Annotated in this window: 21 protein-coding genes; 4 read left to right on the top strand and 17 right to left on the bottom strand. The window is 67.9% G+C overall.

The features are described from left to right. Nucleotides 1-73: 73 nt before the first annotated feature. Genes CFR71_RS06775 through gltX form a run of 9 tightly spaced genes read right to left on the bottom strand, consistent with a single transcriptional unit; the run spans nt 74 to nt 12,756 of the window. Nucleotides 74-418 (bottom strand): DUF1491 family protein, encoded by a 345-nt coding sequence (locus tag CFR71_RS06775; protein ID WP_408889607.1) that lies wholly within the window; start codon nt 416-418, stop codon nt 74-76. A 59-nt stretch (nt 419-477) separates the two neighbouring features. After that, entirely contained in the window at nt 478-2,202 is a 1,725-nt protein-coding gene (locus CFR71_RS06780) for a S41 family peptidase (RefSeq protein WP_110528983.1), read from the bottom strand. Continuing rightward, a complete protein-coding gene (locus CFR71_RS06785; RefSeq protein ID WP_110528986.1) occupies nt 2,199-4,475 on the bottom strand; it encodes a ribonuclease R family protein in 2,277 nt (758 codons plus the stop codon). Before CFR71_RS06785 ends, CFR71_RS06780 begins: the two co-directional genes overlap by 4 nt. 2 nt (nt 4,476-4,477) lie before the next feature. Further along, entirely contained in the window at nt 4,478-7,258 is a 2,781-nt protein-coding gene (gene topA / locus CFR71_RS06790) for a type I DNA topoisomerase (protein WP_110528989.1), read from the bottom strand. A 22-nt stretch (nt 7,259-7,280) separates the two neighbouring features. Beyond that, the gene (gene dprA / locus CFR71_RS06795) at nt 7,281-8,438 is read right to left on the bottom strand and encodes a DNA-processing protein DprA (RefSeq protein WP_110528992.1); all 1,158 of its coding nucleotides are present in this window, start codon (nt 8,436-8,438) and stop codon (nt 7,281-7,283) included. Then, complete coding sequence (gene plsY / locus CFR71_RS06800; protein ID WP_110528995.1) at nt 8,435-9,085, bottom strand: glycerol-3-phosphate 1-O-acyltransferase PlsY; 651 nt, start codon at nt 9,083-9,085, stop codon at nt 8,435-8,437. Before plsY ends, dprA begins: the two co-directional genes overlap by 4 nt. Continuing rightward, nucleotides 9,082-10,377 (bottom strand): dihydroorotase, encoded by a 1,296-nt coding sequence (locus CFR71_RS06805; protein WP_110528998.1) that lies wholly within the window; start codon nt 10,375-10,377, stop codon nt 9,082-9,084. The genes plsY and CFR71_RS06805 overlap by 4 nt, the downstream gene beginning before the upstream one ends. Next, nucleotides 10,374-11,360 carry an aspartate carbamoyltransferase catalytic subunit gene (locus CFR71_RS06810; protein WP_275399376.1) on the bottom strand — a complete coding sequence of 329 codons (987 nt, stop codon included), beginning with the start codon at nt 11,358-11,360 and terminating at the stop codon, nt 10,374-10,376. The genes CFR71_RS06805 and CFR71_RS06810 overlap by 4 nt, the downstream gene beginning before the upstream one ends. Next, the gene (gltX, locus tag CFR71_RS06815) at nt 11,353-12,756 is read right to left on the bottom strand and encodes a glutamate--tRNA ligase (RefSeq protein ID WP_110529001.1); all 1,404 of its coding nucleotides are present in this window, start codon (nt 12,754-12,756) and stop codon (nt 11,353-11,355) included. Before gltX ends, CFR71_RS06810 begins: the two co-directional genes overlap by 8 nt. A gap of 168 nt (nt 12,757-12,924) precedes the next feature. Here gltX and CFR71_RS06820 point away from each other — a divergent pair, with 168 nt between their 5' ends. Beyond that, complete coding sequence (locus CFR71_RS06820) at nt 12,925-15,138, top strand: ComEC/Rec2 family competence protein (protein WP_239020291.1); 2,214 nt, start codon at nt 12,925-12,927, stop codon at nt 15,136-15,138. A 143-nt stretch (nt 15,139-15,281) separates the two neighbouring features. On the opposite strand, the gene nth is transcribed toward CFR71_RS06820, so the two are convergent. After that, nucleotides 15,282-15,944 carry an endonuclease III gene (nth, locus tag CFR71_RS06825; protein WP_207781336.1) on the bottom strand — a complete coding sequence of 221 codons (663 nt, stop codon included), beginning with the start codon at nt 15,942-15,944 and terminating at the stop codon, nt 15,282-15,284. 238 nt (nt 15,945-16,182) lie between these two features. On the opposite strand from nth, the gene CFR71_RS06830 reads away from it, so the two are divergent. Next, nucleotides 16,183-17,997: an ABC transporter ATP-binding protein gene (locus CFR71_RS06830; protein ID WP_110529007.1), complete on the top strand. Its 1,815-nt coding sequence runs from the start codon at nt 16,183-16,185 to the stop codon at nt 17,995-17,997. Between the two features lie 64 nt (nt 17,998-18,061). On the opposite strand, the gene CFR71_RS06835 is transcribed toward CFR71_RS06830, so the two are convergent. The 7 genes from CFR71_RS06835 to hisB all read right to left on the bottom strand — a co-directional run bounded on the left by CFR71_RS06835 (nt 18,062) and on the right by hisB (nt 22,582). After that, on the bottom strand, nt 18,062-18,439 hold the full coding sequence (locus tag CFR71_RS06835) for a histidine triad nucleotide-binding protein (protein ID WP_110529010.1): 378 nt from the start codon (nt 18,437-18,439) through the stop codon (nt 18,062-18,064). A 115-nt stretch (nt 18,440-18,554) separates the two neighbouring features. Next, complete coding sequence (locus CFR71_RS06840; protein WP_110529013.1) at nt 18,555-19,025, bottom strand: phosphoribosyl-ATP diphosphatase; 471 nt, start codon at nt 19,023-19,025, stop codon at nt 18,555-18,557. Nucleotides 19,026-19,066: 41 nt separating this feature from the next. Then, on the bottom strand, nt 19,067-19,828 hold the full coding sequence (gene hisF, locus CFR71_RS06845) for an imidazole glycerol phosphate synthase subunit HisF (protein WP_110529016.1): 762 nt from the start codon (nt 19,826-19,828) through the stop codon (nt 19,067-19,069). Next, nucleotides 19,828-21,174: a 1-(5-phosphoribosyl)-5-[(5-phosphoribosylamino)methylideneamino]imidazole-4-carboxamide isomerase gene (hisA, locus tag CFR71_RS06850; RefSeq protein ID WP_110529019.1), complete on the bottom strand. Its 1,347-nt coding sequence runs from the start codon at nt 21,172-21,174 to the stop codon at nt 19,828-19,830. The genes hisF and hisA overlap by 1 nt, the downstream gene beginning before the upstream one ends. A gap of 6 nt (nt 21,175-21,180) precedes the next feature. Continuing rightward, nucleotides 21,181-21,852 carry an imidazole glycerol phosphate synthase subunit HisH gene (gene hisH, locus CFR71_RS06855; RefSeq protein WP_110529023.1) on the bottom strand — a complete coding sequence of 224 codons (672 nt, stop codon included), beginning with the start codon at nt 21,850-21,852 and terminating at the stop codon, nt 21,181-21,183. An 8-nt stretch (nt 21,853-21,860) separates the two neighbouring features. Further along, nucleotides 21,861-21,989 carry a hypothetical protein gene (locus CFR71_RS17130; RefSeq protein WP_275405105.1) on the bottom strand — a complete coding sequence of 43 codons (129 nt, stop codon included), beginning with the start codon at nt 21,987-21,989 and terminating at the stop codon, nt 21,861-21,863. After that, nucleotides 21,986-22,582: an imidazoleglycerol-phosphate dehydratase HisB gene (gene hisB / locus CFR71_RS06860; protein WP_110529138.1), complete on the bottom strand. Its 597-nt coding sequence runs from the start codon at nt 22,580-22,582 to the stop codon at nt 21,986-21,988. Before hisB ends, CFR71_RS17130 begins: the two co-directional genes overlap by 4 nt. 373 nt (nt 22,583-22,955) lie before the next feature. Between hisB and CFR71_RS06865 the strand changes: the two genes are divergently transcribed. Together CFR71_RS06865 and ubiM are read left to right on the top strand one after the other, a co-directional pair. After that, nucleotides 22,956-23,555, top strand: coding sequence for a nitroreductase family protein (locus CFR71_RS06865; RefSeq protein WP_110529026.1), 600 nt, complete (start codon nt 22,956-22,958; stop codon nt 23,553-23,555). Nucleotides 23,556-23,633: 78 nt separating this feature from the next. After that, nucleotides 23,634-24,812: a 5-demethoxyubiquinol-8 5-hydroxylase UbiM gene (gene ubiM / locus CFR71_RS06870; RefSeq protein ID WP_110529029.1), complete on the top strand. Its 1,179-nt coding sequence runs from the start codon at nt 23,634-23,636 to the stop codon at nt 24,810-24,812. Nucleotides 24,813-24,978: the final 166 nt, after the last annotated feature.

Below are 24,978 nucleotides of genomic sequence, written 5' to 3' on the forward strand. Positions count from 1 at the left end.
TTTCAACTGTGTGCGAGATGTCACACATGACAGCGTACCAGATAAGCTTTCTACCTTCGCAAGATCACGCGCTTCATATCAGCCTTGCCTCAAATGGTGGCGCCAGATCAGGCGTCTCGAATTCCACGACCCACAGATCGGGATCCCGTCCCATCTGCCGTGTGACGTACGTGTCCACGGCGGCCTGATCCACAGCCGCCTCCCCTGTAGCCCGGAACCATGCCCGCCGTCCATCGGGTGTGCGTGTCTGCGCCAGAACCGTCATCATGTCGTGACGGTCGCGCAACACCACCAGCACCCCGCCCGCGTCGGCATCGCCACGATGCAGGACAACCGCAGGATTCCCCGTCAGACTGGCCTGGCGCAGGACCGCGCTGACCCAGATCCCGGTTTTCAGGCGCCCTTCATCTTCCATCATCGCGGGTCCAGTTTTGCATAAATACAGAGGGAGGCATGCAGGAATAACACAATATATTGCTATTCCGGCCCGGCATGGGCGGGCGGGGTCGCGGGATCATCGGGAATGGTCGCCAGCGCGGCGCGGTATTCCTCCGGATTGTCCAGCAGGGAATGGGCGGCATCAAGGTCGTTGTCCGTGCCGATCGCGGCGGGACAGGACTTGCGGATCGCCAGCGTGCGCGACACTTCCACCGGAAAGCGCGCCAGGCGGGAGGCATGGATCCATGCGGTGCTGTCGGCATTGCCGCCGGCAAGGTCCTGCAGCTGCTGTTCGAGGTTCGCCTCCCCCAGGCTGGAGCAGACCTGCGGCATGACCCCCAGCCCCTGCAACGGCCAGCCCAGCGGCGCGAGAACCCGACTCCATGTCACGAACAGCTCCGCGCCGTTGGGCATCTGTCCGATGGTCTGGACCAGCCCCTTGCCCAGCGTGGCGCTGCCGACCACGACGGCGCGTTTCTGGTCCGCAAGTGCTGCGGCCAGGATTTCCGCAGCACTTGCGGTACGTCCATCGACCAGTATGACGATCGGCAGCCCGTTCGTCATGTCGCCGCCCTGCACCGCCCAGACATGGTTGGCCTGCGGGTCGCGTCCCTGCGTGATCGCCGCGACCCCGTGGTCGAGCATCAGCGCCGACGTCGTGACCGCCTGCTGCAGCACGCCGCCGCGATTGCCCCTCAGGTCGAGGATCAGCCCGCTCAGGTGCGCGATGTTCATGGCCTCGTCGAGGTACTGGCTCATCTCCTCGGCGGTGTTGGCGGAAAATGCGGTGATGTGCAGGACGACGTGATGCCCGCTGGTATAGGCGAAGACCGTTTCCGGCGGGACGGATTCCCGACGGAGCGAGACGGTCGTGCGACGCCGCCCCGGCGCGCCGACCAGCAGCCGCACCATGCTTCCCGGCGTCCCCTGAAGCCACGCGGTGACCGTCTCGACCGAACGGTCCTGCGTGGAACGCCCGTTGACGGCATAGATGACCTGCCCCGCCGAAAGGGAGGTCGGCCATGCCGGGCCGTTCGCGTTGACGGCCGTGATGATGATGGCGTGATGGTCCAGCCCCAGCGTCAGGCCCGCGCTGGCGGCGCCCCCGCTGCGGATGTCGCGGTCCGATGTCGCCGCCTGTGGCGCGACATAGCGCGAATAGGGGTCGAGGTGATTGAACAGTTCATCAAAGAATCCCTGCAGCATCCCGTCCTGGCCGGTCGCGCGCATGTCTGACGAACGTTCCCACGCGGTTTCCATCATGCGGGTGATGACATCCGTCCATCCCTGCAGGTCGTCGGCGGCGGGGCTGGCGAGCGCAAGCACGGTATGCTGCGCCACCGACAGGTGCAGCATGCCGTGCTGTTCCTCCACCGTCAGGGACGGGTCGATCGCGCTCAGCCCGTTCAGGCCCCACAGGCTGAAATCGCGGACCGTGTGGCTTTCCAGCGTGCGCGGCAGCAGGAAGGACAGGCTGGCCCGCACGACAGACGATGTCAGGGTGGGGTCGAAATGCCCGCCCGGCGCATCGGCCTCCTGCGTTGGCAGGGGCTGCGGGGTGGCCGGGGTGGCCGGAACCAGCGGGTCATCGGCATAGGCGGCGGTCGTAAGGCGCGCGACGACAAGGATCATGATGAAGGTGTCGCGCGGCACCTGCAGGATCATGCGCAGCCCGCGCGGCTTTTCCGCCACGGGCGCGCGGGTGATGGTGATGGAAACCATCGCGCACAGGGGCGGCAGCAGGGAACGGGCGCGGCGCTTCATCCGCGCCGCCTGCGCGCGCGGCCGGGCTGCGCGTCCACCCGCGCGGCATCATCGGGCAGGTCGAACAGCAGCGCGCCCGTCAGGGGCGATGCCTCCGCCAGGCGCGGCGCGATTTCCTGGCCCAGCCGGAATGAAAGCCCGCTGTGCCGTCCCGTCAGGGACTGCGCGCCCTCGTCATGATGCCACTGGTCCGTCGGCAGTGCGGCCTGCGGCAGCAGCCCCGTCGTGCCGGTCGCGTCCAGCGTCACGAAGATGCCGAAACGCGATACACCCGTGACCCGGCCCGTCATCACGCTGCCGATTCGCCCCGACAGCCACGATGCGGCATAGCGTTCGATCGCGTCGCGTTCCGCCGCCGCCGCGCGGCGTTCGGTGGCGGTGACGGCGCGGCCGATTTCCTCCAGCTGGCCCAGCGCCGCGCGGCCATGGTCCGGACCGCCGCGTTCCAGCCCCGTCGCGTCAATCAGCGCGCGGTGCGTGACAAGGTCGGCATAGCGGCGGATCGGGCTGGTGAAATGGGCGTACGATGTCAGCGTCAGGCCGAAATGTCCGATGGGATCGGGGCTGTATTCTGCCTGGTTCTGCGCCCTGAGGATCAGTTCATTGACCAGTGGCGCGCACGCGCTCCCGCGCGTCTGGCGCAGCACGGCATCAAGGTCGGACGCCGTGATCATGCCGGCAGGCGGCAGCCGCACGCCAAGCGTGTCGAGCGCCGTGCGCAGGGAATCGAGCTTTTCGGGCGAAGGAGGGGCATGAATCCGATAAAGGCACGGATAATGACGGTTTTCCAGTTCCCGCGCGGCGGCGACATTGGCCGCGATCATGAATTCCTCCACCACGCGGTGGCTGTCGAGGCGCACGCGCGGCCCGATCGTGCCGACATGCCCGTCGGGCGTCAGCGTGACCCTGCGTTCCGTCAGGTCGAGGTCAAGCGTCCCGCGCCGCGCCCGTGCCGCCGCCAGCGCGCGCCATGCCGCGAACAGGCAGCCGATCATCCCTTCGGGCAGGGCGGCGGTCGTGCTGTCGCCATGGCCGTCGGCCGCGGCCTGCGCCTGTTCATAGGTCAGGCGCGCCGCGCTGCGCATCAGGCCGCGCCCGAAGCGGTGCGAGGTAAGGACGCCGCCCGCGTCGACATGCAGTTCCACGAACAGGCAGCCGCGATCCTCGCCAGGGCGGAGCGAACACCACCCGTTCGACAGGGCCTCGGGCAGCATGGGGATTACCCGATCCGGGAAATAGACCGAATTGCCGCGCCGCAGCGCCTCGCGATCCAGCGCGCTGCCGGGGCGGACATACCAGCCGACATCGGCGATGGCGACCAGCAGGCGAAAGCCCGTGCCGTCCGGCTCGGCATAGATGGCGTCATCAAAATCCCGCGCGTCGGCCCCGTCGATGGTGACCAATGGCACATCGCGCAGGTCGGTGCGCCCCGCCGGCGGCACGGCGCGCGCGGCTTCGGCGTCCTCCACGGCGCGGGTGGGGAAGGCAAGGGGGATGTCGTGGGCGCAGGCGCACATCAGGCTGATGGTGCGCGCGCTGTCCGCCGGGCCGATCCGTTCGACAATCCGCGCGGGATGCAGGCCCGGCCCCGACTGGGGCAGGGGCATCGCCATGACGATTTCATTGTCGGGGGCATCCATGGCTTCGCCTGCGGGAATGCTCCATTGCGCGCGGGCGCGGCGGTCCGCCGGGATCAGGCGCCCGGCCTCGCGATAGCGCGCGGGCGTGCGGGCGGCATCGGGATCGTCGGGCGGGGTGGCGCGGTACAGGCCGACGATCCGGGGCGGTGCGTCGTCGATGCGACGCAGGGTGCGGCCCTCGTACCTGCCCGGCCCGATCTTCTTCAGGCGCGCGACCACGCGTTCCCCCGGCGCCAGGGCGGGGCGGCCCCGGACCTCGGCATGCATGAAGATGACGGGGGGCGCGCCCGGCTCTTCCCATCTGACGGGGCGCGCGATCGGGTCGCCGTCGGGATCGGTGCCGGTGACCTGCACCACGGCGGATTCAGGCAGGCGGTCCGAGGCACGGAAACGCCGCGCGCCGGCCGGGGCCACGCTTCCTTCCAGCGCCAGCTCGCGCAGCATGTCGCGCACCGCCGCCCTGTGCTCCGGCCCGAGGCCGAAGGCACGTGAAATCTCGCGCTTGCCCACGCGTCCTGTCGCATTCGCGATGAACTGCCGCACGGCGTCGCGTCCGGGCATCTGTCCCGTCCCGTCGCGCGGGGTTTCGGTTCGCATGTCCGGCACCGCGTCGGACGGGCGCGGCTGTCGCATCGTCAGTCGGCCTTGTCCGTCGGGGCATCGGCCGCAGCGTCGGTCGTGGTATCGGCCGGGGCCTTGCGGCTTCTGGTGGCGGTCGCCTTTTTCGGGGCCGCCTTGCTGGTGGTGGCCTTTTTCGCGGCGGTCTTCCTGCGCGCGGGCTTCTTCGCCGGGGCCTCGCCTTCGGCCGCGTCAGCGCCATCGGCCGTTTTCGACGCCTTCGCCTTGCGCGTCGTGGTCTTTGCCTTCGCCTTGGTGGTCTTGCCTTTCGCCTTGGCCTTCAGCGGCTTGCCCTTTTCCGCCAGCAGGGCCAGCGCCTCGTCCATCGTGACATCGTTCATGTCCTGCCCGCGCGGGAGGGTGGCGACGATCTGCCCATGCTGGACATAGGGGCCAAAGCGGCCCTTGCGCACCATTACCGGCTCTCCGTCCTTGGGGTGCGGGCCGATGGTGCGGATGGAGGCAAGCTTTTTCGCCAGCGCGTCGACCGCGCGGTTCAGCCCCACCGTCAGGACATCGTCATCCTTGTCCAGCGACCCGTACACCGCCCCCATCTTCACATAGGGGCCAAAGCGGCCAAGCCCCGCCTCGATCGGCTCTCCCGTTTCGGGATGGATGCCCACGATGCGCGGAAGCGACAGCAGGCCAAGCGCCTGTTCCAGCGTGATCTTGTCCCCTTCGATCCCGCGCGGGATGGTCGCGCGCTTGGGCTTGGCCTTCTTGTCCTCGGGGTCGGGTTCGCCAAGCTGCACATACAGCCCCCACGGCCCGCGCCGCACGGTGACCTCCGGCCCGCCATCGGGCGCGTTGCCAAGGACGCGCATCCCTTCCTTGAGGGAATCCGCGTCCTCCGCCTCCTTGGGGTCAACCACGAGGCGACGGGTGTACTGGCACGTGGGATAGTTGGAACAGCCGATGAACGCCCCGTAACGCCCCAGCTTCAGCCCCAGCCGCCCGGTATGGCACGCGGTGCAGACGCGCGGGTCGCCGCCATCCTCCCTCGGCGGGAAGAAATAGGGGGCAAGGTCCGCGTCCAGCGCGCTGATGACGTCGGAGATCTTGAGGTCTTTTGTCTGGTCCACCGCGTGGGAGAAGTCGCTCCAGAAGGCCGACATCACGTCGCGCCAGTTGGCCCGCCCGCCCGAAATGTCATCAAGCTGCTCCTCCAGTCCCGCCGTGAACTGCGTATCGACATAGCGTTCGAAGAAGGAGGTCAGGAAGGCGGTGACAAGCCGCCCGCGATCCTCGGGGATGAAGCGGCGGTTTTCGAGGCGGACATAATTGCGGTCGCGCAGCACCGTCAGGATGGAGGCATAGGTGGAGGGACGGCCGATGCCGATTTCCTCCATCTTCTTCACCAGCGACGCCTCGGAATAACGCGGCGGCGGCTGGGTGAAATGCTGGTCCGCCGCGACGTCCCCGCGTCTGAGGCCGTCGCCCTCGCCCATGGCGGGCAGCATGCGGTCCTGATCCGAATCCTCGTCCGTCTTCGTCGCGCTGTCGTCGCGCCCTTCGCTATAGAGGCGCAGGAACCCGTCGAACGCGATCATCGACCCCGTCGCGCGCAGGGTGCAGCGTCCCTGCGCATCGCGGATGTCAACCGCCACCTGGTCGAGTTCGGCCGACTGCATCTGGCTGGCGACGGAGCGTTTCCAGATCAGTTCATACAGCCGCTTCTGGTCCGCGTTGAGGTAACGCGCCATGTCGGCGGGCGTGCGGCGCACGTCGGTCGGGCGGATGGCCTCGTGCGCTTCCTGCGCGTTCTTGGCCTTGGTGGAATAGACGCGGGCCTTGGCCGGGACGTAATCGTCGCCGAACGCCCGGCCGATATGCGAACGGATCGCGCCGATGGCCTCGCCCGCCATCTGCACGCCGTCGGTTCGCATATAGGTGATCAGGCCGACCGTCTCGCCGCCGATATCGATGCCTTCATACAGCTGCTGGGCCGTGCGCATCGCCACCTGCGCGCCCATGCCGAGCTTGCGCGACGCCTCCTGCTGCATGGTCGAGGTGGTGAAGGGCGGCGGCGGGTTGCGCTTGACCTTGCGCCGTTCGACCGCGCCGACGCTGAAGCTGCCGCCTTCGACCGTGGCCTTGGCGGCCATGGCGCGGGCTTCGTCATTGAGGTCGAACTGATCGAGCTTGCGCCCGTCAAGGTGCGTCAGCCGCGCGGTGAAGGACGCGCCCTTCGGCGTGGCGAAGGCGGCGGTGATCGACCAGTATTCGCGCGGGCGGAAGACCTCGATCTCCGCCTCGCGCTCGCAGATCAGGCGCAGGGCGACGGACTGCACGCGGCCCGCGCTGCGCGATCCCGGCAGCTTGCGCCACAGCACGGGGGAAAGCGTGAAACCGACAAGGTAGTCCAGGGCACGCCGCGCCAGATACGCCTCGATCAGCGGGAAATCGAGGTCGCGTGGATGCGCCATGGCGGTCTGGATGGCGCTTTTCGTGATCTCGTTGAAGGTCACGCGCTGCACGTCCACACCCTTGAGGAGGTTCTTCTCCTCAAGCATGGAGCGGACATGCCACGAGATCGCCTCCCCCTCCCGATCCGGGTCAGTCGCCAGATACAGGTGCCGCGCCCCGCGCAGGGCACGCGCGATCGCCGCCATCTGCTTGGCGCCGCGCTCGTCGGCTTCCCATACCATGGCGAAGCCCTCGTCCGGGCGCACGCTGCCATCCTTGGGCGGCAGGTCGCGCACATGCCCGAACGAGGCGAGAACCGTGTAGTTGTCACCCAGATACTTATTGATCGTTTTCGCCTTGGCTGGCGATTCGACCACCACGACGTCAGTCATTGTGTCTCCGGATCACGCTTTATCAATCCATCGGTTGTCCGTGGCCATGCCGGGGGGCGGAAGACAGGACGACCATGTCCCCCGCAAGGACGTCGATCAGGCCCGACATTTCCATTTCCGACAGCACCGCAAGGACGGTTGCCGTCGAGAACTGGCAGCGCCGTACGATATCGTCAACACTCGATGGCGCGAAAGACAGCAGTTCACGTACCGCCTCATGCGCCCCACGGGCGTCCATCCGGGGGGCGGAAGGGGCGTTTTCCGCCATTTCCGGCAGGGCTGGCGCGGGATTGGCGACTGGCGTGAAAAGAGGCGGCGATACAGGCCCCGACGGCAGTTCGCGCAGGATGTCGCGCTCATTCTCCGTCAGGACCGCGCCCTGGCGCAAGAGGTCGTTGCTGCCATGACAGCGCGGGTCAAGCGGGGAGCCGGGAACCGCGAACACGATCCTGTCATAGTCGAGGGCCATGCGCGCGGTAATCAGGCTGCCGGAGCGAAGGGCCGCCTCGATCACCACGCAGCCAAGGCTGATTCCCGCGATCAGGCGGTTGCGGCGCGGGAAATGCCGCGCCTGGGGCACGGTGCCGGGCGGGGCCTCCGTCACCAGCGCGCCATGTTGCGCGATTTCATGATGCAGGCGGGCATGTTCGGGGGGATAGGGACAGTCCAGCCCGCCCGCGATGGCGGCCACGGTGCGGCGCGCGGGCAATGCGCCACGATGGGCGGCGGCGTCGATTCCGCGCGCCAGCCCCGACATGACGCACACCCCCGCCGCCGCCAGCATGACGGACAGGCTTTCGGCGATGCGCATCCCGCCGGAGGAGGCATTGCGCGCCCCCACGACGCCCACGACCCGCCCGCGCATCAGCGTCGCATCCCCCATGACCGAAAGCACCGGCGGCGCGTCCGCCACGATGGCAAGGGCGGGGGGATAGTCAGGGTCGCCATGGACAATGACGCGCCCGCCGATCCGCGCCGTGCGCTCCATCTCCCGCGCGATGTCATCGGCGTGGGGCACGCGGTCGGCGTCGCGCCCGCGCAGCAGGACGTCAAGCGCGGCCGCGGCGGAACCATGGACGCGGATCAGGCGGTGATAGGAAACCGGGCCGATGCCCCGCGTGCGCGCCAGCCGCAGGCATGCGGCCACGGTGGCGGCGGGGACAGGGCCCGGCCCGTTCATTTCCCGCCCTGGTTGCCGCCTTGGCCGATCCGTGGTTCGGTGCCGGTAAAGATGCGGGTGATGTTGGCGTGATGCCGCGCAAGGATCAGCAGCGCGATCAGCACGCCCGACAGGTAGATGGGCGATGAAAAGGGGATATGGCCCGGCCAGTTCATCAGCAGGGGCAGGGCCGCGAACGCCACCAGCGCCCCGGCGGACGATATCTTCGTCACCTTGGCGAAAATCAGCCACACGGCGCAGCAGCACAGCCCGATGGCGGGCGACAGGGCGATCATGCTGCCCAGTCCCGTGGCGACACCCTTGCCGCCCTTGAATTTCAGCCATACCGGAAAGCAGTGCCCGGCCACCGCGCAGGCCGCCGCCAGCGCCTCTGCCGCGCCGGTATGGAACGGACACAGCACGAAGGCGCAGAACACCGCGAACGCACCCTTGGTCGCATCGAGGACAAGCGTCCCCGCCGCCAGTTTCCTGTTGCCGGTCCGCAGGACGTTCGTCGCGCCGATATTGCCCGACCCGATCTGGCGGATGTCACCCTCCCCCGACAGGGCCGTCAGCACCAGCCCGAAGGGAATGCTGCCGATCAGGTAGGACAGGAACCCCACCCCCGCCATGAGCGGCAGGTCATAGGAGGGAATGCCGTAAATCATGGCGTATCCAGCCCGAACACCTGTCGCCCGGCCTTCCATGTCGCCAGCACCCGTCCCTCCAGCGCGCGTCCGTCAAAGGGGGTGTTCTGCGCCTTGCCGGGCAGTTCGCCCGCCTCCACCTTCCAGGCGCGTTCCGGGTCGAACAGGCACAGGTCGGCCGCAGCCCCCGCCGCCAGCGTCCCGGCCCCGCTGCCCAGCAGGGCGGCGGGACGGTGCGTCAGCAGGCCCAGCGCGTCGGACAGGGCGAGGTTGCCCGCATGCACCTGCGCCAGCGTCACCGACAGCAGCGTGGCAAGGCCCGTTCCCCCCGCCGCCGCGACGGCAAAGGGCTGGCGCTTGTCATCGGCGTCGCACGGCGCATGGTCGGAGGCGATGGCGTCGATCGTCCCGTCGGCCAGCGCCGCGCAGACCGCCCGGCGGTCCGCCTCCGCCCGCAGGGGGGGCGACAGCTTGGCATAGGTGCGGAAATCGCCGATCACCGTCTCGTTCAGGTCGAAATAGGGCGGCGCGGTGTCGCATGTGACATTCAGGCCGTCCGCCTTGGCCTGCCGGATCAGGTCCAGACCCTCGGCGGTGGAGACATGGCCGAAATGCAGCCGTCCGCCCGTCATGCGCGCAAGGCGCAGGTCGCGCGCGATGAGGATGGCCTCCGCCGCCGGGGGAATGCCCGCAAGGCCAAGCCGCGTCGCCAGTTCCCCATCCGTGGCGCAGCCGCCACGCGCCAGCGCCGGGTCCTCGGGGTGTTGCACCACCATCGCGCCGAACGCGCGGGCATAGGTCAGGAGCTGGCGCATCAGGCGCGTGTCGGCAATGGCGCGGATGCCGTCGGTGAACGCCACCGCCCCGGCTTCGTTCAGAAGGCCGATTTCCGCCATCTCGCTGCCTTCGCACCCGCGCGTCAGCGCGCCATAGGGCAGGATGCCGATCATGCCGGTTTCCTCGCCCCGCGTGCGCAGCAGGCGCACCAGCGCCGGGTCGTCGATCGTCGGCAGGCAGTTCGGCAGCACGGCGATCGTCGTGATCCCGCCCGCGACCGCGGCCCGCGCGGCCGACGCTACGGTCTCGCGGTATTCGAAACCCGGCTCCCCGATGGTGACGCGCATGTCCACCAGACCGGGGCACAGGACCATGCGCCCGTCGCCACGCACGATGGCCGCCCCCTCGGGCGCGCCTTCGGCCTGCGGCAGGTCGATGCCCGCGATCACGCCATCGCGCACCAGCAGGCGGCCGGGCCGGTCCACGCCGCTGGCGGGATCGATCAGGCGCACATTTTCAAATATGGTCGCGCTCATCGCATGTCCTCCCCCCGGGAGAGGAGGTCGAGCACGGCCATGCGCACCGCCACCCCCATCTCGACCTGCTCGCGAATGACGCTCTGTTCGGAATCGGCGACGCGGCTGTCGATTTCCACCCCCCGGTTCATCGGGCCGGGATGCATCACCAGCGCGCCGGGCCGCGCCAGCGCCAGGCGTTTCCCGTCCAGCCCGAAGAAACGGAAATATTCGCGCGGGCTGGGGACCTGCCCGCCCTTCATCCGTTCGCGCTGGATGCGCAGCATCATCACGACATCCACGTCGCGCAGCCCGTCTTCCATCGTGTGGTAAACCTCCACCCCCAGCGCGGCGATGGCGCGCGGCACCAGCGTCGGCGGGCCCACGACGCGCACCTTGCAGCCCATCGCGCATAGCAGGTGGATGTTCGAGCGCGCCACGCGGCTGTGGCTGACATCGCCGCAGATCGCGACCGTCAGGCCGTGCAGCCCGCTGAAATGGCGGCGGATCGTCAGCGCGTCGAGCAGCGCCTGCGTCGGGTGTTCATGCGTCCCGTCGCCGGCGTTGACGACGCTGGCCTCCACCTTCTGCGCCAGCAGGGCGGGCGCGCCGGACTGCGAATGGCGCACCACCAGCAGGTCGGTGCGCATGGCGTTCAGCGTCGCGGCGGTATCCAGCAGCGTCTCGCCCTTGTTGACCGAGGAATTGGCCACCGACATGTTCACCACGTCCGCGCCCAGCCGCTTGCCCGCCAGCTCAAAGGACGTGCGGGTGCGGGTGCTGTCCTCGAAAAACAGGTTGATGAGCGTCCGCCCCCGCAGCAGGTCGCGCGGCGTCTTTCGCGAGCGGTTCAGCAGCGTATAGCTTTCGGCGAGGTCGAGGATCGGGGTGATTCGGGTCGGGTGCATGCCCTGCACCCCCAGCAGGTGCCGGGGGGACGCGCGAAAGAACTGCCCCCCCGTCGCGCGTGGAGGGGCGGGGGAGTGTGTCGCGCGTTCATTCATGGGCAACCGCCTTGATCCGGGCGAGGACTTCGTCGCGGCCTAGCGCGAGAAGCGTGTCATCGATGCCGGGCGACATGCTCGACCCCGTGACCGCCGCGCGCAGCGGCTGCGCCACCTTGCCAAGCTTGAGTTCGTTTTCCTCCGCGAAGCGGCGCAGCGTCGCGTCGATGCCCGGCCCGTCGAAGGGGGACAGCGCCTCCAGCTGCGTCGCAAGGCGTCCCAGCATCGCGCGGTTTTCGGGCGTCAGCAGCTTCTGCGCCTTCGCATCGAACGGCAGCGGGATGGACCGGCCGAGGAAGGCCGCGTTTTCCGCCAGTTCCACCAGCGTCTTGGCCCGTTCCTTCAGCCCCGGCATCAGCCGCAGGACGCGCGCACGCGTCGCATCACCGGTGTCCACGCCCTCGACCTGCGACAGGCGCTCCATCACGTCATCGGTCAGGCGCGTATCATCGGCCCGGCGCATCCACACGCCGTTGATATGCAGAAGCTTGGCATAATCCATGCGCGAGGGGGACCGGCCCACCCCGTCAAGGTCGAACAGCCTGATCTGCTCGTCGCGCGACAGGATTTCCGCGTCGCCATGGCCCCAGCCAAGGCGCAGAAGGTAGTTGTCCAGCGCCTCCGGCAGGTAACCCATCTCCCGGAATTCCACCACCGACTGCGCGCCGTGGCGCTTCGACAGCTTGGCGCCGTCAGGGCCGTGGATCAGCGGCAGGTGGGCGAATTTCGGCAGGTCCCATCCCATCGCGCGATAGATCATCGCCTGGCGGAAGGTATTGGTCAGGTGATCGTCGCCGCGGATGACGTGCGTGATGTCCATGTCATGGTCATCGACCACCACCGCAAGCTGATAGACCGGGGTGCCGTCGGCGCGCAGGATGATCATGTCATCAAGTTCGGAGTTGGCGACCCGGACCTCGCCCTGCACCAGGTCGTGGATGACGGTCTCCCCCTCGCGCGGGGCCTTGATGCGCACGGTATAGGGCGCGTCCCTGGGGGCGTCGGCGGGATCGCGGTCGCGCCACATCCCGTTATAGCGCGGCGGCCGGCCCTCGGCCATCGCCGTCTCGCGCATTTCCTTGAGTTCCTCGGCCGTGCAGTAGCAGCGATAGGCCAGCCCGCGTTCCAGAAGCTCATGCGCGACCTGCGTATGGCGTGCCTGCCGGGTGGACTGGAACACGGGTTCCTCGTCCCACTGGATTCCCATCCATGCAAGGCCGTCGAACAGCACGTCCACCGCCTTCTGGGTGGAGCGTTCGCGATCCGTATCCTCGATGCGGAGGAGGAAACTGCCGCCGTGATGGCGGGCATAGAGGAAATTGAACAGGGCGGCCCGGGCGTTGCCGATATGCAGCAGGCCGGTGGGGCTGGGGGCGAAGCGTGTACGGACAGTCATGAAACGGCTCCTTAGCATGTGTTGGGTCCAGCCAACAGGGGGCAGGTGCGTCCGGGCCGGTCGATATCGCGTCCGGCGGGCGTGATATATACGGTCGAATCGTCCCTTCCTTACGCGCAACCCTGACGGAGCAGCCTTATCCCCGATCCTGCGTCCCCCCGCGCGCCGTTGCGGCATGCCCGGGCACTGCCCGCGTGGCTGGCGGCGCGACTGTGGCCGCAGCGCGCGCGGCTGGTGCTGTGGCTGCCGGTAGCGATGGGGGCGGGGAACGCGGCGTATTTCAGCCTGTCGCGCGAACCCGGCCCCCTGTGGGTCGTGGCCGCCATCATGATCTGCGCCATCGGGGCGGGGCTGCTGCGCTGGCGTGGCGGGCTGCTGCGCACGCGCATTGGCGTGGGGCTTTCATGCGCGGCATGTTGCGGTTTCCTTGCCGCATGGGGGGCCGCGCACCGTGCGGCGCCTTTCCCCGACCTGCCCCGCCGTGCCACCCATATCGAGGGACAGGTCATGTCGGTGGAGGACCTGCCTTCCCCCACGGGCGCAATGGTGCGCCGGGTGGACCTTGCGCATGTGCGCCTGCGCGATGGCATCGACGCGGACATGCCGCCGATGCGCCGCACGATCCGCCTGCGCCTGCGTGCCAATGACGCAGCGGGCGGGGGCGCGCGGCAGGACGCACAACGGATCACACCCGGGCGCTGGCTTACGGTGCGCGCGATGCTGCGCCCGCCGATGCCGCCCGACCTGCCCGGCGGGTATGATGCACAGCGGCGGGCGTGGTTCACCGGCATCGGGGGTTCGGCCCGCGCGCTGGAGGCGCCACGCATTCGTGATGGCGGCCCAAATGATGCTGGCCCGGGTGATGCGGGCCTGCGTGATGGTGTGGGCGCCGCGTGGCTGGAGGACGCGCGCACCCGAATCGCGCGCCGGGTCATGACGGTGCTGCCCGATGGGCGCGGGGCCATGGCGGCGACGCTGCTGACGGGGCGCGGGGGGGATGTTTCCCCACGGATGCGCGCGGATTTCGCGGATTCGGGGCTGGCGCACCTGCTGGCGGTCGCGGGGCTGCATCTGGGGATCGTCATGGGAATCGGCATGGCGGTCACGCGCGGCGTGCTGGCGCTGTCGGAACGCGCGTCGCTGTTCTGGCCATGCCGGCAGATCGCGGCGGTGGCCGGGCTGGGGCTGGGATGCGGGTATGTCGTGCTGACGGGCGGGCACCTGCCCGCGCAGCGCAGCCTGGTGATGGCGGCGATCGCCACGCTGGCCATCCTGACGGGGCGGCGCGTGGTCTCCCTGCGCTCCCTCGCGCTGGCGGCCGCGATGCTGCTGCTGATCGAGCCGGAGGAGATGCAGGAACTGCCGATGCAGATGTCGGTGGCGGCCGTCATGGCGCTGATCGCGGGGGGCGAGGCCTGCGCCGCGTCCCTGCGCGCCCTGCGCGACGCGCCGGCGGCGGGGCATCGGATGGCCGGGCGGATCGCGCGCCTGTCGCTTGCCAGCGTGCTGGCGGGGACGGCGTGCCTGCCGGTGGGCATGGCGCATTTCGGCAATGTCGGGGCGTGGTTCGTGCTTGCCAACCTGATTGCCGTGCCGCTTGCGGCGCTGTGGATCATGCCGTTCGGGCTGCTTGCATTGTTGCTGATGCCGTTCGGGCTGGACGGGCTGGCGCTGGTGCCGATGGGATGGGGAAATGCCGTCGTCATCTGGCTGGCCCATCATGTCGCCGCGTGGCCGGGCGCGCATGTCGCGGTGCCCCAGATGCCATCGTGGGGGCTGGCGCTGTTCTTCCTCGGGCTGTGCTGGCTGTGCCTGTGGACACTGCGTTCGTGGCGGCTGTGGGGGTGCGTGCCGATTGCCTGCGCCCTTGTCACGCCGTGGCTGGCCCGCCCGCCGGATCTGGTGATCCCGGCGCAGGGGCGCATGGTGGCGCTGCGCGACGGGGACCGCCTGCTGGCGGGGCCGCGGGGGCATGTTGACAGGTTTGTCATGGATGACTGGACGCGCGTGCTGGACCTGCGGGCGGGGGATCTGGCCGATGAGACGGCGACGCCGGACGGGCGCGTCGCCTGCCGCGCGGGGACATGCGTGCTGGCGCGGCATCATCGCCATATCGTCGTGCAGCTGCATGAAGGTGGCGGCGGGATTGCGTGCGGACAGGCGGATTTCGTGGTCAGCCTTGGCGTGGACCGCGCCCCCTGTCCCGGCGTTCCGCGCATCGATCCGCTTGTGCTGTGGCGTTCGGGCGCGCAGGCGTTGCATGTCGATCGCGATGGCGGGATCGGGGTGCTTTCCGATCGCGCCGTGCGAGGCACGCGTCCATGGGTGATGGGGCCGGGCCAGCATGGGACGCCCAACCTGCCGATGGCCCGCGCCGAATGAATGGTTGCGGTCCGTTCTTCGGGGACTGTTTGAAAACAATCCACTGGTAGAAAACAGTAAAGGTTTTCGGGTATCGCCTTTTTTCAAAAAGGCGGCGTCTTTCAGGGTTTTTTGCAAAAAACCTTGCCAGAAACCGTTATTGTTCAGCCTGCCGGGGCGGGGGCGTCGTTGCGGATGTCTTCCTTCAGGCGGTACTGGCATGGGTCGAAGGCGGGGCAGCGCCAGCATTCGGGCCTGCGTGCCTTGCACACGTAACGGCCATGAAGGATCAGCCAGTGATGGGCCGGGCGCAGCATGTCGGCCGGGATGCGTTTGACCAGCTGCTCCTCCACCGCGCGGGGCGTTGCGCCGGGGGCAAGGCCCGTGCGGTTTCCGATGCGAAAGATGTGGGTATCCACCGCCATGGTGCTGTCGCCAAAGGCGACGTTCATCACCACGTTCGCGGTCTTGCGCCCCACGCCCGGCAGGGATTCCAGCGCCGCGCGCTCATGCGGCACCCTGCCGTCGAAGCGATCCAGCAACTGCTGCGACAATGCTACGACGTTGCGCGCCTTGGTCCGCCACAGACCGATCGAACGGATGTGCTCGGCAACCTTTTCTTCCCCCAGGGCGACCATCGCGGCGGGGTCGGGGGCATCGCGGAACAGCCCGACCGTGGCCCGGTTGACCGAGGCATCGGTGGCCTGCGCCGACAGCACGACCGAGACCAGCAGCGTGAAGTCATCCACGAAATTCAGTTCGCTGCGCGCGTCCGGGTTGGCGGCCGCGAGCTGTTCGATGAAGGCGCGCACTTCCTTGAGCGTCATGGCGCGCCGGGCGGGTCTGGCACGGGTGCGGGGGGTGGCGTTCATGCAGGGTCCTGCGTCGCGGGGAAGGGTGAACATGTCTTTCTCCACGCTTTGCAGGCTTCTGTAAATCGTGCCACGCGCCACTTTGAGGCTTGTTCGGGGCATGGCAGGTCGGATAGTCAGTGCCATTCCCTGACATTATCGCCATATCCCCCGCGCGGCCCCCATGCCGCATGTGCGGGGCATCGGGACATAGATGAGTAATTCCAGCCACGCCTCCCGTCCGCCACGCGATCGTGCGCGGCGCACCTTTTTCGCGGTCCTCGGCTTCGCCATCGCCCGGTGGCGGGCGTATCCGCGCCTGCTGGCCTGGACGCTGGGCGGGGTGCTGGTCGCGACCCTGACGGACGTGATGACGCCGCTGCTGGCCGGACGCCTGGTCGATGACGTGTCCCATGGGGCGGGAAACGCCACGCGGGACGCGGCGTGGATGGTCGCGGGGCTGGCGGCGCTCGGCCTTGCGGGGGTCATGGGACGGCGCGCGTCGTACAAGGGGATCACGCACCTCAATGCCCGGGTCATGGAAGGTATCGTCACGTCGGCCTTTGCCCGCGTGCAGCGCTTTTCCAGCGAATGGCACGCCAACAACTTCGCCGGCTCGACCGTGCGCCAGATCACGCGTGGCACGTGGGCGATGGATACGCTGGGCGATACCATCATGCTCCTGCTGGTGCCCGAGGCGCTGGTCCTTGTCGCAACCACGCTGGTGCTGGGCCTGCACTGGCTGGTGATGGGGCTTCTGCTGGCGGTGGGATCAGTGGGGCTGGTGGCGCTGTCGGTGACGCTGACGCTGCAGTATGTCGCCCCGGCCTCCCGCCTTGCGAATACGTGGGACACCCGCATGGGGGCGGCGCTGGCGGACGCGGTGACGTGTAATGCCGTGGTCAAGGCCAGCGGCGCGGAACAGCGCGAGGACGCCCACCTGTCATGGATTGTCGGGCGGTGGCGCGGGCGCACGGTGCGTTCGTGGCTGCGGGGCACCAACAGCGCCAACCTGCAGGCGCTGGCGGCCATGGCGATGCGGATCGGCATGATCGCCGCCGTCGTGGCGCTGTGGGCGCGGGGACGGGCCAATGCGGGGGATGTCGCCTATGTCCTGACGATGATGTTCGTGGTGCAGGGATACCTGCGCGACATCGGACAGCAGATTTCCATCGTCCAGCGTTCGGTCAATGAAATGGATGAACTGGTCGCCCTGTTCGCGCGCCCGCCGGGCGTGCGCGATCGTCCCGGCGCGGCGGTAATGCAGGTGACGCGGGGGCATATCCGCTTTGAACATGTCACTTTCGGCTATGCCGGACAGGGGGGCGCGCCGCTGTTTTCCGGGCTGGACCTCGACATCCCCGCAGGCAGCCGGGTCGGGCTGGTGGGGCCGTCGGGTTCGGGCAAGACGACCCTGACGAAACTGCTGCAACGGCTGTATGACGTGCAGGGCGGGCGCATCACGATCGACGGGATCGATATCGCCACCGTGACGCAGGCCAGCCTGCGGGCCAGCATCGCCATCGTCCAGCAGGAACCGCTGCTGTTCCATCGCTCCCTGCGCGACAACATCGCCTATGGCCGGCCTGACGCGACGCCCGCCGAAATCATGCATGCCGCGCGGCTGGCCAACGCGGCGGGGTTCATCGAACGCCTGCCGCACGGATACGCCACCATGGTGGGCGAACGCGGGGTCAAGCTGTCGGGCGGGGAACGCCAGCGCATCGCCATCGCCCGCGCGTTCCTGAGCAACGCGCGCATCCTTGTCATGGACGAGGCGACATCAAGCCTCGATTCCGAATCGGAACAGCTGGTGCAGCAGGCGATGGAGCGGCTGATGGCGGGGCGCACGGTGCTGGTGATCGCCCACCGCCTGTCCACCGTCGTGGGGCTGGACCGCATCATCGTCTTCCGCCACGGTAAGGTGTGCGAGGACGGGACCCACGCGGAACTGATCGCGCATCCGGGCGGGCTGTACCAGCGCCTGTTTTCCATACAGGCCGCGGGACAGGCGCGGGTGGACGCCTGAACGCGCGCGCCATTGCGGCTGGCGGGGGGGGGCGAAGATCCGTTCGGTGCGCGTTATTGCTGCGTTATTCCGGCAGCATCGCCCCCAGCGCGCGGCCCGCGAAGATGTGGACATGGAAATGCGGGACTTCCTGTCCGCCTTCCTTGCCTACGTTGGACAGCAGGCGGTATCCCGGCCCGTCAACCTGAAGGATGCGCGCCACCTGTCCCACGCCACGGGTAAAGCCGGTGATTTCCGCGTCGGAGGCATTCTTGCTGAAATCGGCGAAGGAAACGTAAGCGCCCTTGGGAATGACCAGCACATGGATCGGCGCCTTGGGCGCGATGTCATGGAAGGCAAGGACATATTCGTTTTCATAGACCTTGTTGCACGGCAGTTCGCCGCGCAGGATGCGCGCGAAGACGTTCTGCGGATCGTAAGCTACCGTTTCCTTCGTGGTCATGTCTCTTCCTGTCCTTTGTCAGATACGCGCGGCGGGCGTGCCGCAATCATGCCGCGCGGCATTGAATGTATCGCGCGAAACGACGCGCGGGCGGGGGCATGCCCCCAAGGCGCGGTCACGCCAGCGGGTCGCGGGGACGGGCGGCCTTTTCCGCGATGCCGCTGGTGCCCTCGCGCCGCAGGAGCTCGGCCCAGACTTCGGCCGGTTCCACGCCCGCGTCCACCCACATGACGATCAGGTGGTACAGCACGTCGGCGCTTTCGCTGATCAGTTCGTCGCGGTTGCCCGCCACGGCCTCGATCAGGCACTCGACCGCCTCTTCCCCGAATTTCTGGGCGATCTTGCGCCGTCCGCGCGCCAGCAGGCGGGCCGAATGGCTGATTGACGGGTCGGTGCCCCTGCGGGAACTCACCACATCAAACAGGCGGTCCAGCACGTCGGGCGTCGCCAGCGGCATTTCCTCCAGCACCACGGCCGGGCCGGGCCGGGGGGCGGTGGCCTGCTTGGGCGCGGCCTTCGGGGTGGCGGTCTTCTTCGCCTTGGCGGGCTTGTCGGCGGCGGTCTTGGATTTGGGGGGCTTGGGCATGGTGTCCTCCGTTGGGGGATGAGGATTGGGCGGCGTCGGGGTCAGCTGTTCAGGCGCACGGGCAGGCCCGCCGCCGCCAGCGCCTGCTTGACCTGCGGGATCGTGAACTGTCCGAAGTGAAAGACGCTGGCGGCCAGAAGCCCTGTCGCCCCCGCCTTCGCCCCTTCGACGAAATGGTGCAGATCCCCCACCCCGCCGGAGGCGACGATGGGCACGCGCACCGCGCCGCAGGCCGCGCGCAGCAGGTCGAGGTCGAACCCCTTGCCCGTGCCGTCGCGGTCCATGCTGGTCATCAGGATTTCGCCCGCCCCGCGTTCGGCCACTTCGCGGCACCAGTCGATGACATTGCGCCCGGTGGGGGTGCGTCCGCCATGGGTATAGACCTCCCACGATCCATGCCCGTCCGAACGCGCGTCGATCGCGACGACGACGCACTGGCTGCCGAATTTCTGCGCGGCCTCGCTGATGAGTTCGGGGCGCGACACGGCGGCGGAGTTCATGGCGCACTTGTCCGCCCCCGCCAGCAGGAGGCGGCGCATGTCGTCGGTCGTGCGCACGCCGCCACCCACCGTCAGCGGCAGGAAGATGCGTTCGGCCGTGCGGTTGACGACATCAAGGATGGTGTCGCGGTTTTCATTGCTGGCGGTGATGTCGAGGAACGTCAGTTCGTCCGCCCCGGCCGCGTCATAGACCGCCGCCTGTTCCACCGGATCGCCCGCGTCGCGCAGGGACACGAAATTGACGCCCTTGACCACGCGCCCGTTCTTGACGTCGAGGCAGGGAATGACCCGCAGTTTCAGCATCAGGACAGCACCCGCAGCGCGTCGGCGGGATTGATCCGCCCGTCATACAGCGCGCGCCCGACGATCACCCCCTCGATCCCCGGCGCCCGGGTCGTGGCGGCGCGCAGGGCCTCCAGGTGTTCAAGGCTGCCGACGCCGCCGCTGGCGATGACGGGGATGTCCAGCGCGTTCGCCAGTTCCGCCGTCTGGGCGATGTCGATGCCCGTCAGCATGCCGTCGCGGCTGATTTCGGTGAAGATCACGCTGGCGACGCCCACGTCGCGCATCCGCAGGCCCAGTTCGACCGCCTTCATTTCCGATGTCTCGGCCCAGCCCTCGGTCGCGACCTGCCCGCCGCGCGCGTCGATGCCCGCGACGATGCGGCCGGGATACAGGCGGCATGCCTCGCGCACCAGATCGGGGTTCTTGACCGCGACACTGCCCAGGATGACGCGCGTGATGCCCGCCGCCAGCCAGTGCCCGATGCTGTCAAGGTCACGCAATCCCCCGCCAAGCTGCACCGGGACGGTGGCGTTGGCGATGATCGCCTCGATCGCCTCCGTATTGGCGGAGCGCCCGGCGAACGCGCCATTGAGGTCGACCACATGCAGCCACCTGCAGCCTGCGTGGATCCACGCCCGCGCCTGCGCGCCGGGATCGTCGGAATAGACGGTGGCATGGTCCATTTCGCCACGGCGCAGGCGCACGCACGATCCGTCCTTGAGGTCGATTGCGGGATAGAGTGTCAGGCTGTGTCCGGTCACGTCGGCATGTCCTGCGGCAGGAATGGGGGTGGAGGTATCCTGTGGATGGGCGGGCACGATCCGTTCATCATCCTGCAGGCGCTTGGTAAAGAAAAATCCGCTGACGGTCTGTCCGTGCGTGCGGGCATAGCTGGGGTGGGTGCCCCAGTGGTGAAATCCATGGGAGCGGAACAGCGCGATGGCGTCTTTCTGCGTCGCGCGGACATCGAGGTTGAGGATCTGGTATCCCATGGCGCGCGCGCACTGCTCCACCTCGGTCAGCAGCAGCCGTCCCAGCCCCAGCCCGCGGGCATAGGGCGCGATATAGAAATGCATCAGCGCCGCGCTCATGGCCTGCGCCTCGTTATTGCGGGGCGGCCGGACAAGCTGGGCCGCGCCCACGATCACGCTGTTGTGGCGCGCCACGAACAGCTGGCGTTCAGGCACCAGCAGCAGCCCGCGGAAATAGCGTTCCAGCACGTCATGCGGCGGCGGGCTGAGCCATCCGAACCCCCCGCCATCAAGGATGGCGGCATGTGTGGCCTCGCACAGCGACTGCAGGTCGTCTTCCGACAGTGCCTGCAGCCGTTCGGTGGTCATTCGCGCGGTGGATGAGGAATTCATGGCGGCCTATGTCGCATCCATGGCGGGCGTGGGCGTCCAGCGCAGGAAGTTGGCAAGGATGCGCAGGCCCACCTGCTGGCTTTTTTCCACATGGAACTGCGTGCCCGCCCGGTTGCCGCGCGCGACGATGGCCGGCACCGTGCCGCCGTAATCGGTGGTGGCCACCAGCGTTGCCGGGTCATATCCGCCAAGCGCGAAGGAATGCACGAAATAGCCATGGGCGTCGCGCGCCAGCCCGTCCGTCAGGGGATGCGCGCCCGGAATGAAGTCGAGCTGGTTCCACCCCATCTGCGGCAGGCGCAGGCCGGGCGCGGACATCAGGCCGATATCCCCCCTGATCCATCCGAAACCCGGCGTGACGCCATGTTCAAGCCCGCGCTGCGCCATCAGCTGCATGCCCACGCAGATGCCCAGGAACGGCGTGCCCGCGTCGGTGGCGGCCACGATGGCATCGCGCAGCCCGGGCCGGGCCGACAGTCCGGCGGCGCAGTCGGCGAACGCCCCTTGTCCGGGCAGGACGATGCGGTCCGCCGACAGCACGTCGTGCGGGTCGGCGGTGATGGTGACGTTGGCCGCGATGCCGCAATCCTGCGCCGCGCGTGTCAGCGCCCGCGCGGCGGAGGCAAGGTTGCCGCCGTTATAGTCGATGACGACGATGGACTGGGGCAGGGGGGGCATCGGGGATCTCATGCGCGGGTGGGGGAAGGGATGGCGTTACGGGCCGGGCGCGCGGCATCCGGCCCCATGGCCACGATGGTGGCGGCATGTCGCGTGCCCCGCCATGCCGCCGGGGACCTGATGCCACGGATGGTCACAGCACGCCCTTGGTGGAGGGCACGATTCCCTGCGCCCTGGGGTCGTGTTCGGCCGCCATGCGCAGCGCGCGGGCCAGCGCCTTGAAGGAGGCCTCGGCAATATGGTGGCAGTTGCGGCCCGAACGCTGGATGACATGCAGCGTCACCAGCGCGCTCATGGCGAAGGCGCGGAAGAATTCCTCGAACAGTTCGGTATCCATCTCCCCGATCTTGTCGCGGGTGAACTCGACCGACCATGCAAGGTAGGGGCGGCCGGAAATGTCGATCACCGCCTCGCTCAGCGCCTCGTCCAGCGGCACCACCGCGCTGCCGTACCGGCGGATGCCGCGCTTGTCGCCAATCGCCTGGGCAAAGGCCTTGCCCAGCGCGATGCCGGTATCTTCGACCGTGTGGTGATAGTCGATATGCAGGTCGCCCTTCGCCCGCACCGTCAGGTCGCACATGCTGTGGCGGCCAAGCGCCGTGAGCATGTGGTCGAAGAAGCCGATGCCGGTATCGATTTCGGTCTTTCCGCTGCCATCCAGGTCAATGGTGACGGTGATGTCGGTTTCGCTGGTGGCGCGATGAATCGTGGCGGTGCGGGATGTATTCATGGTTATTTCTTCTACAGAAGGCAGGTAATGGAATCCATAGCGTTCCTGCCTGCTGTTCTGCGGTATTCGCGCGATATGGGGCATTCGCGGGCGCATGTGACGGGGCGTTTTATGCCGCTCCCTTGGCTTCGGGTGGCTTCTGCGGCATGGTGCGGTGCGTATCGCACGGGCACGGCCGGATGAGTAAGGGCCGGATGGGTAAGGTCAGGGCGCTGCCGTCCATGGACCATGCGCGGGACAGCCGTCTCGCTAGGGTAAGGCCACAGCGGCACACCGGCGCAGGTTGGCATTGCGCGTGGGCTGTCCCTGTGCCTGCCGGGTCCTGCCTGTCACGTCCCGTGCCACGCGGCCCGTTGCCGGAGGAACGTATGTTATGACGTCGCTTGATCTGTTGCTGTCACGCTTTTCCACGGATGCGCTGACCCAGCCCGCGCCAGACCCCGCGCAGCTGGAGCGTATCCTGTCGGCCGCGATGTGCGCGCCCGATCACGGACGCCTGCGTCCGTGGCGTTATGTCGTGATCCGCGACGATGCGCGGGCAAAGGCCGCCGAACTGGTGGTCGCCAGCATGAAACGTCTGGACCCCGATGTGGCCGAAGCCAAGATCGAGAAGCGGCGCGGCCGGTTTTCGACCATGCCGCTGACCATCGCGCTGGGCATGCACCTGCGTCCCGATCACAAAATCCCGCTGATCGAGCAGGAAATGGCCGTGGCCGCCGCCGCGATGAATGTCCTCAATGCGCTTCATTTCACGGGATTTGGCGGCGTGTGGGTCAGTGGCGATGTCACCTATGACCCGCAACTTGCGACGCAGCTGGGCTTTCCCCCTCCACACCGGCTGGCGGGGTTCCTGTTCGTGGGGACGCCATCCCCCGATGCGAAATCCCCCCGCAGGCGGCCGGTCGATGGCTATGTCGCGCAATGGGATGGCGCGCCCGTTCATTTCGCGGCGGACGAGAAGGCTGCGGACTAGGTCCGCGTAAAACATTATCCGCCCCAGCATTCACCCCCGGCGTGATGCGCCCCGGGCGGCCATCAGGAGTATCAGGACGTGCAAAGCGACGTGACGATTATCGGTGGTGGCCCGGTCGGCCTTGCCACCGCCCTTTCACTGGAGGCGCTGGGCCTGTCGGTCACGGTCATGGAACGCGCGCCTGCCTCCACCCTGGCCGAGGCCCCGTTCGATGGCCGTGAAATCGCGCTGACCCATCATTCCGTAAGCGTGCTCAAAAATATCGGGGCATGGGCGCATATTCCGGAAGTCGCGATTTCCCCCCTGCGTGAGGCACGGGTGGAAACCGGGCGGCATAACCATCCGCTGACGTTCGATACGCGCGGACGCGGGGTGGATGCCCTTGGCTATCTGGTTTCCAACCACCTGATCCGCCGCGCCCTGTACGCGCAGGCGTCCGAACGGCCGGGCATTACGATCCGTGGTGGAACCGCCACGCAATATGTGCGCAACGGGCGGGAGGAAATGACGGTCGTCCATGACGGGGGGGAGGAGACCTCCCGCCTGGTTGTCGCGGCGGACGGCCGGTTTTCGCAGGTCCGCCGGCTGCAGCGTATTGGCGCGGTTGTCCATGATTTCCGCCGTTCCATGCTTGTCTGCCGCATGGCGCACGAATCCCCCCACCATCACGTCGCCACGCAGTGGTTTGACGAGGGGCAGACCATCGCCCTTCTGCCGGTCAACGGGGGGGCGTCGTCCGTTGTCCTGACGCTGCCATCCGACCGGATCGAGGCGCTGCGGCATATGGAGCGTGACGCCTTCAACGCCCAGATCATGCAGCGGGTGGGAAATCGCCTCGGGCGCATGCGCCTGGTCAGCACGCGGCATGTCTATCCCCTGCGTGGGGTCTATGCCCATCGTTTCGCAACCCCCGGCTTTGCGCTGGTGGGGGACGCGGCCGTGGGCATGCACCCGATTACAGCCCACGGATTCAACCTTGGCCTGAAAGGGCAGGAAACGCTGGCACAGGAAGTCGCCGCCGCCATGGAGAAGGGAGCACCGATCGGCAGCCTGTCGGTCCTGCGCCGGTTCGAGCGGCGCCATCGCCTCGCCACGGCGCCCCTTTTTGCCGCGACCAATGGAATCGCGACGCTTTACACGCGCGATGAAATGCCTTTCCGCGAACTGCGTCGCGCCGGATTGCGGGTGGCCGACATGCTTTCGCCGTTCAAGAATGCCGTGACCGACATGCTGATGGATCGCCAGAAAACGGCGTAGAACCGCCAGAATACTGTTTTGAAACGGCATTTTGTTCTGGGATTGCAATAACAAACCTGCCGATTTTTTTCATTTTTTGATTGACGGTGGTGATTGGTGGCCGTATATCCCCGTTCACCGCTTCGGGGGCAGAAAGTTCTTGAGTTTAGCGGTTTGGTTTTCTAGA

The organism is Novacetimonas pomaceti (assembly GCF_003207955.1).
Lineage (GTDB): Bacteria > Pseudomonadota > Alphaproteobacteria > Acetobacterales > Acetobacteraceae > Novacetimonas > Novacetimonas pomaceti.

Bases quoted from the DNA above. Each gene is read 5' to 3' on its own strand.
- topA (WP_110528989.1), bottom strand. From the start codon at position 7,258: ATGACTGACGTCGTGGTGGTCGAATCGCCAGCCAAGGCGAAAACGATC.
- hisF (WP_110529016.1), bottom strand. From the start codon at position 19,828: ATGCTGAAACTGCGGGTCATTCCCTGCCTCGACGTCAAGAACGGGCGC.
- CFR71_RS06775 (WP_408889607.1), bottom strand. From the start codon at position 418: ATGATGGAAGATGAAGGGCGCCTGAAAACCGGGATCTGGGTCAGCGCG.
- nth (WP_207781336.1), bottom strand. From the start codon at position 15,944: ATGACGCTCAAGGAAGTGCGCGCCTTCATCGAACAGCTCGCGGCCGCC.
- CFR71_RS06830 (WP_110529007.1), top strand. From the start codon at position 16,183: ATGAGTAATTCCAGCCACGCCTCCCGTCCGCCACGCGATCGTGCGCGG.
- CFR71_RS06805 (WP_110528998.1), bottom strand. From the start codon at position 10,377: ATGAGCGCGACCATATTTGAAAATGTGCGCCTGATCGATCCCGCCAGC.
- CFR71_RS06865 (WP_110529026.1), top strand. From the start codon at position 22,956: ATGACGTCGCTTGATCTGTTGCTGTCACGCTTTTCCACGGATGCGCTG.
- hisH (WP_110529023.1), bottom strand. From the start codon at position 21,852: ATGCCCCCCCTGCCCCAGTCCATCGTCGTCATCGACTATAACGGCGGC.
- CFR71_RS06810 (WP_275399376.1), bottom strand. From the start codon at position 11,360: ATGAATGAACGCGCGACACACTCCCCCGCCCCTCCACGCGCGACGGGG.
- dprA (WP_110528992.1), bottom strand. From the start codon at position 8,438: ATGAACGGGCCGGGCCCTGTCCCCGCCGCCACCGTGGCCGCATGCCTG.
- gltX (WP_110529001.1), bottom strand. From the start codon at position 12,756: ATGACTGTCCGTACACGCTTCGCCCCCAGCCCCACCGGCCTGCTGCAT.
- CFR71_RS06835 (WP_110529010.1), bottom strand. From the start codon at position 18,439: ATGACCACGAAGGAAACGGTAGCTTACGATCCGCAGAACGTCTTCGCG.
- hisA (WP_110529019.1), bottom strand. From the start codon at position 21,174: ATGAATTCCTCATCCACCGCGCGAATGACCACCGAACGGCTGCAGGCA.
- CFR71_RS06840 (WP_110529013.1), bottom strand. From the start codon at position 19,025: ATGCCCAAGCCCCCCAAATCCAAGACCGCCGCCGACAAGCCCGCCAAG.
- hisB (WP_110529138.1), bottom strand. From the start codon at position 22,582: ATGAATACATCCCGCACCGCCACGATTCATCGCGCCACCAGCGAAACC.
- CFR71_RS06785 (WP_110528986.1), bottom strand. From the start codon at position 4,475: ATGCGACAGCCGCGCCCGTCCGACGCGGTGCCGGACATGCGAACCGAA.
- plsY (WP_110528995.1), bottom strand. From the start codon at position 9,085: ATGATTTACGGCATTCCCTCCTATGACCTGCCGCTCATGGCGGGGGTG.
- CFR71_RS06780 (WP_110528983.1), bottom strand. From the start codon at position 2,202: ATGAAGCGCCGCGCCCGTTCCCTGCTGCCGCCCCTGTGCGCGATGGTT.